Genomic DNA, 4,998 nt, shown 5'->3' on the forward strand with positions numbered 1-4,998 from the left:
ACGCCGACAAGACCCGGCACGATATTGACCGCCGACCGCTGCTCGGGGTTGAAGTAAAGCGTCACCTCGAAGGTGGGCACCTGCCGGTTTGGTGGCTGCTTCAGAAGTTCTGTCAGGGGCATTGTCCGAAGGGACTTGATCGCGCTGGCGACCATCGTGTCTGAACCATCCACGACCCAATGGGCCACAGGTCGGCTGCTGGTCTGGTCGGTTGCGTTGGGCAGACCCAGACCGACAGAAGGGCTGCGGGCAAGGCGCTGGCTGACATCCGACGGGATGATCAGCGCGGCGCGCACGCGGGATTCGGTGATCGCGCGTTCGGCCTCCTGCGGGGTGGTCAGCTCTTCGGTGATGGTAACAACCTGCGTGGCCTGAACGATCTGTGCCAATGTGCGGGACAGCTCGGTTCTGGATTCATCCACCAGCGCCACGGGCACGTGCCGCAGGTTGGTATTAATCGCATAGCCAAACAGCAGCAGTTGGATCAGCGGGATCATGATGACCATGGCGAACGTCATCCGATCCCGCCGCAGTTGCAGCAGCTCTTTCTTCAGTACAGCAGCGATGCGGCGTGGCGAGATCAATGTTCTGGCCCCCGTGTGGCGCTGACGAACACGTCTTCCAGATTTGGTCGCTGCGGGGTCAGGGACAGGTCGGGAGACGCAGCAAGTCGACCGCGCAACATGTCCACCGGCTGAGGTTCGGATTTATCTACCAGCACACGCAGCCGCGACCCGACTTGCGCGGTCGACAGGATCTTGGGCTGGCCGTCCAACGCGTGTTTGACCTTTCGCAGGTCCGGTCCTTCAACTTCGACAACATCGGCCTGCAAATCATCCATCAACTGGCGCGGAGACCCGTCTGCCTTTTTGACCCCATGCTGCAGGATTGCCAGCCGGTGGCAACGCTCTGCCTCGTCCATGAAATGGGTGGATACAATCATGGTCGCGCCCTGATCGACCAGATCGAACAGTTGCTCCCAGAAGGTGCGACGGGTTTCGGGATCAACGGCCGAGGTCGGTTCGTCCAGAAACAGCAGTTTCGGGCGGTGCATGACGGTTGCGGCAAGGGCCAGTTTCTGTCGTTGTCCGCCACTCATGCTGCCGCTTAGCTGATGCACATTGGTCGTCAGATCATAGGTGTGCAACAACTCGTCAATCCGGCTCGCGGCCGATTTAGCCGGAATGCCGTAGATTGCCGCCGCGAACCGGAGGTTCTCAAGCACGGTCAGGTCGCGGTAATACGAGAAGATCTGGGTCATATACCCGATTTCGTTCTTCAGCGGCTCTGCCGCTTCTGGCATCGACCGACCCAAAACCGAGATCGCCCCACTGCTGGGGGTCAGCAAGCCGGTCAACATGCGCATGGTGGTGGTCTTGCCGCAGCCATTGGGACCGAGAAACCCGTAGATCTGGCCCGTTCTGATCTCGAGATCCAGATTGTTCACGGCGGTATTTTCCCCGAACCGCCGGGTCAGACCCTGCGTCGAGACGACGACATCGCTCATGGCATGGGTACCTGCACGGGTACTCCGGCAGGGAGGTCCGCCGAAGCGTTGGGCAGGTCAATCTCGGCCAGATAGACAAGCCGCGTACGGTCGTCCTTGTTCAAACCGTAATAGGGTGTGAAGGACGCGTCGTCGCTGATCCAACGGATCACGCCGTCCAACGGATCGGCCAGCCCGTCAACGCGCACCTCCAACGTATCGCCGGGCCTCAGATTGACGCGATGTGGCTCGGGAACGTAGACGCGCGCGTAAGGCGTCTGGCCCGTGACCATCACGGCAACCGGGCTGCCGGACGTCACGCGCTCGCCGAGATTCCAGGGCAGTGAATCCAGCACCCCGTCGCGGGTCGCAACAACTGTCAGATCATCCAACACGGTCTGTTCGGCGGCTACCAGGGCTTCTGCTGCACGCACGTTGGCCTCGGCGACGGCAAGGTCTTCGGGACGGGTGCCGTTTTGCAACTCTTTAAGGGACTCCCGAGTGCTGGCCAACTCGGCCCGCGCCGAATCTCGCAGGGCCAAATCATTTGCCACCTGTGCTTCGGTCACGACCGAGTTTTCGACCAGTCGGGCGTTTCGGTCATAGATGGCTTCGGCATCGGCCAGGCGTGCAACAGCGCCCGCGACTTTGGCCTCGGCTATCGCAATCTCCTCCTCTCGCGGCCCCACCTGCAGCTTCAGAAGCGTGGCCTGCGCCTTTTCCAGCTCAGCCTGCGCCAGTGCCAGTTTTGAGCTTTGCAATGTTGGATCAAGCTGAACCAGCGTGTCGCCTGCCTTGACCACGGCACCTTCGGCAATAGGCAAATCGACGACGATTTCGCTGGCTGTCGCGGTCAAGGCCACCCGGTCGCGCGCCAATACGCCCAAAGCGACGCTGGTATCGGACCCGGAGCACCGGTCCAGAAAGGCGGGCAGTACAGCCGCCAGAATCAAAGGGATGGGGATCGTCAGATTCAACAGGGTTTCCCTCCGGTGTTTGGCCTTTGAACGTATTGGGTGATAGTTAAAGCATAAAATCAGGAAATCTGATTTATGTATACGGCTCAGCCGCTACACGTGGCAGCACGGGGTCATGCGGGCAATCGCGCCAACCACTCCTCCAGCTTTTCTCCGATCAGATGGGGGTTATCTTCCTGCAGGAAATGAATGCCTATGCCGATATCCACCGCTTCGAGGTTCTGGATGGTCTGATGGCACCAGGCGACCTCTTTTGGACCGATGGTGCCTCCGGGCGTGGCGTGGAACATCAGCATCGGGGTTTGCGTTTCTCCCAACCAACGGCTGTAGGCGCTGACGATTTCATGAACGTCAGAAGGCGTGCCATCGATCGGAATCTCGCAAGGCCACACACGAACCGGCTTGCGACTTCGTGCTGTGGAAAAGGGCGCACGGTACTGCGACATTTCTTGCGGTGCCAGATCACGTACTATGGCGCTTGGCAGGATTTTCTCGACGAACATATTCAGGCCCGAGATCATCATCCATCCCAGACCGGGTGTTCGCATCAAGCGAAACCCGGTGCGGAAATCGGGCGGGAATCCCGCCCAACTCATCGGGCGGATCACGCCCTCCATGAACACGATGCCGCGGATGTTCTCGGGATGACGGTGCGCATAGTGAAACCCCAAAGCCGAGCCCCAGTCATGAATGACAAGCGTGACATCCTTCAGCCCCAGCGCCTTTATGAACCCGTCCACGAAAGGGGCGTGATCGGCAAAGCGATAAGGAATATCCGGCTTGTCAGACTTGCCCATGCCGATCAGGTCCAGGGCGATGGCGCGGCCCTGCCTTGCGGCATAGGGGATGATGTTGCGCCACAAATAGGAAGAGGTGGGATTGCCATGCAGAAACAGAACCGGCGCGCCTTCGCCTTCCTCGACATAGTGGATGCGCTGCCCATTCACCTCGACATATTTCGAGTCAAACGGGAAGTCGGGTGAGATCTCTTGTTCGGTACTCATTGAGCCACTCTTTCTGCATTGCAAGTCTCTTCGATCAGACCCAGCGCCTCATCATACCACACAGGTCTGGACGCCCAGCCGACGATCGCGTTAACGGGTTGGGACGGCGGGCAGGACAAGCTGCCAACGGGGACAACCAGAAACTTGCCGTTCTGTGTCTCGAATGGCAGCGTCGTCCCGCAGCTTCGGCAAAACACCCGGCGGACTTGGGAATTGGGCACATCAAAGAATGTCAGCATGTCCTTACCTCGCAGCCATTCGATCTGGCCGGGTGTAGTGAAGGCATTCGCAACATGGGCTGACCCCGAGGCCTTCTGACAAAAGCTGCAATAGCACAGTTTGAAGGCGGCCATGTTGTCCTGAACGCGATAGTGAACCGCGCCGCAGATGCATTGGCCGCTAATGTCATTTGGCTGGTCCATCGGGGTGCTCACATCAGCCGCGATAGGCAAAGTACGCGCGGACAGGGGCGGCGAATGTCAGGCCCATACTGATCATCGCGATGATAAAACCGATAACCGCCGTCGCTGGGATCGAAACCAGAAAATCAACAGCAATCGCCGTACGGACACCGGTCATGCTGCGCTTGAGGATGGACGCAACGATGCAGGCAAAAGTCACCATGTACCCCAGCATCGTATATAGCATCAGGTTGGCGGCTTGCGGGCCAGCCAGCTCTCCGAACTGCAGGCCGTAGAATTTGAAGGCGGCGAAGAAGCCAAACGCCAGCAGGATTTTCAGCGCGTTCAGGATGAAGATCACGCGCAGAGTGACGGGTTTTGATGCCCCAGGTGTCTGGTCGATGGCGGTCATGTCAGGTCTCCGTTTAAGGTGGGGTCACGCTGCATTTGCCGCCGCGCATCCCCAATGCTATCCAGATGGATAGGAACTGATTACTATCCACATGGATAGAAAAAGCAAGGAGAAATCTGTGGCGCGCAAACGCAAGACGGATCACGACAGTGCTGTGGCAGGGGCTCTGGACCTGTTTTGGCGGCAAGGATACCACGGTGCCAGCACACGGGAGCTTGAGCAGGAGACGGGGCTGACCCGGTTCACACTGCAAACCACCTATGGCGGGAAAGAGAAGTTTTTCCTAAAGACCCTGGACACTTATCTGGATGCTGCCGAGGCCCGGCATTTCCCTGATCCCGAAACCTATTCGCTGGATGATCTGGCTGGTTGGTTCCGGGGCATCGCGTCAACCGAGCGGATGCCAAAGATTGACGATGCCGGGTGTCTTGCCTTTAACTCGATCAGTTCATTCGACCGCTCTGATCCCGAGGTCAACGCGCGAATCGAGCGGTACCTGACCGCACTGGAGGGGCGGTTCGTGGCGATACTGAGCCGGGCAAAGGCTGACGGGGCCATCCGTTCCGAGGTTGATCCGGATGAGGCCGCACGGTTGCTGATCAGTCTTTTGCTGGGCCTTCATACGATCATGAAAGCCCGAACCTCAGATCAGTTTCCGCAGAGCTACGCCGAGGCGGCGGCCGGGCTGATTGAAGGTTGGAAAAATCAGTAAGGTATC

Annotated in this window: 7 protein-coding genes; 1 reads left to right on the forward strand and 6 read right to left on the reverse strand. The window is 58.9% G+C overall.

The window, feature by feature from the left end; translation table 11 throughout:
* The 6 genes from ACR0LF_RS23450 to ACR0LF_RS23475 form a co-directional block, all read right to left on the reverse strand.
* Positions 1-584: ABC transporter permease (locus ACR0LF_RS23450; RefSeq protein WP_480583936.1), on the reverse strand; the 584-nt coding region annotated here is incomplete at its 3' end.
* Positions 581-1,507, reverse strand: coding sequence for an ABC transporter ATP-binding protein (locus ACR0LF_RS23455; RefSeq protein WP_480583939.1), 927 nt, complete (start codon positions 1,505-1,507; stop codon positions 581-583). The genes ACR0LF_RS23455 and ACR0LF_RS23450, both read right to left, overlap by 4 nt.
* Positions 1,504-2,463, reverse strand: coding sequence for an HlyD family secretion protein (locus tag ACR0LF_RS23460; protein WP_480583942.1), 960 nt, complete (start codon positions 2,461-2,463; stop codon positions 1,504-1,506). Before ACR0LF_RS23460 ends, ACR0LF_RS23455 begins: the two co-directional genes overlap by 4 nt.
* A gap of 113 nt (positions 2,464-2,576) precedes the next feature.
* Complete coding sequence (locus tag ACR0LF_RS23465; RefSeq protein WP_480583945.1) at positions 2,577-3,467, reverse strand: haloalkane dehalogenase; 891 nt, start codon at positions 3,465-3,467, stop codon at positions 2,577-2,579.
* Positions 3,464-3,889: a GFA family protein gene (locus tag ACR0LF_RS23470; protein ID WP_480583947.1), complete on the reverse strand. Its 426-nt coding sequence runs from the start codon at positions 3,887-3,889 to the stop codon at positions 3,464-3,466. The genes ACR0LF_RS23465 and ACR0LF_RS23470 overlap by 4 nt, the downstream gene beginning before the upstream one ends.
* A gap of 13 nt (positions 3,890-3,902) precedes the next feature.
* Positions 3,903-4,280: a hypothetical protein gene (locus ACR0LF_RS23475; protein WP_480583950.1), complete on the reverse strand. Its 378-nt coding sequence runs from the start codon at positions 4,278-4,280 to the stop codon at positions 3,903-3,905.
* Positions 4,281-4,398: 118 nt separating this feature from the next.
* Between ACR0LF_RS23475 and ACR0LF_RS23480 the strand changes: the two genes are divergently transcribed.
* The gene (locus tag ACR0LF_RS23480; protein WP_480627666.1) at positions 4,399-4,992 is read left to right on the forward strand and encodes a TetR/AcrR family transcriptional regulator; all 594 of its coding nucleotides are present in this window, start codon (positions 4,399-4,401) and stop codon (positions 4,990-4,992) included.
* The last annotated feature ends 6 nt before the right edge of the window (positions 4,993-4,998 follow it).

It is taken from the genome of Ruegeria sp. E8 (genome assembly GCF_056533985.1).

Coding starts and splice junctions, on each gene's coding strand:
- ACR0LF_RS23470 (WP_480583947.1), bottom strand. CDS start 3,889: ATGGACCAGCCAAATGACATTAGCGGCCAATGCATCTGCGGCGCGGTT.
- ACR0LF_RS23475 (WP_480583950.1), bottom strand. CDS start 4,280: ATGACCGCCATCGACCAGACACCTGGGGCATCAAAACCCGTCACTCTG.
- ACR0LF_RS23455 (WP_480583939.1), bottom strand. CDS start 1,507: ATGAGCGATGTCGTCGTCTCGACGCAGGGTCTGACCCGGCGGTTCGGG.
- ACR0LF_RS23465 (WP_480583945.1), bottom strand. CDS start 3,467: ATGAGTACCGAACAAGAGATCTCACCCGACTTCCCGTTTGACTCGAAA.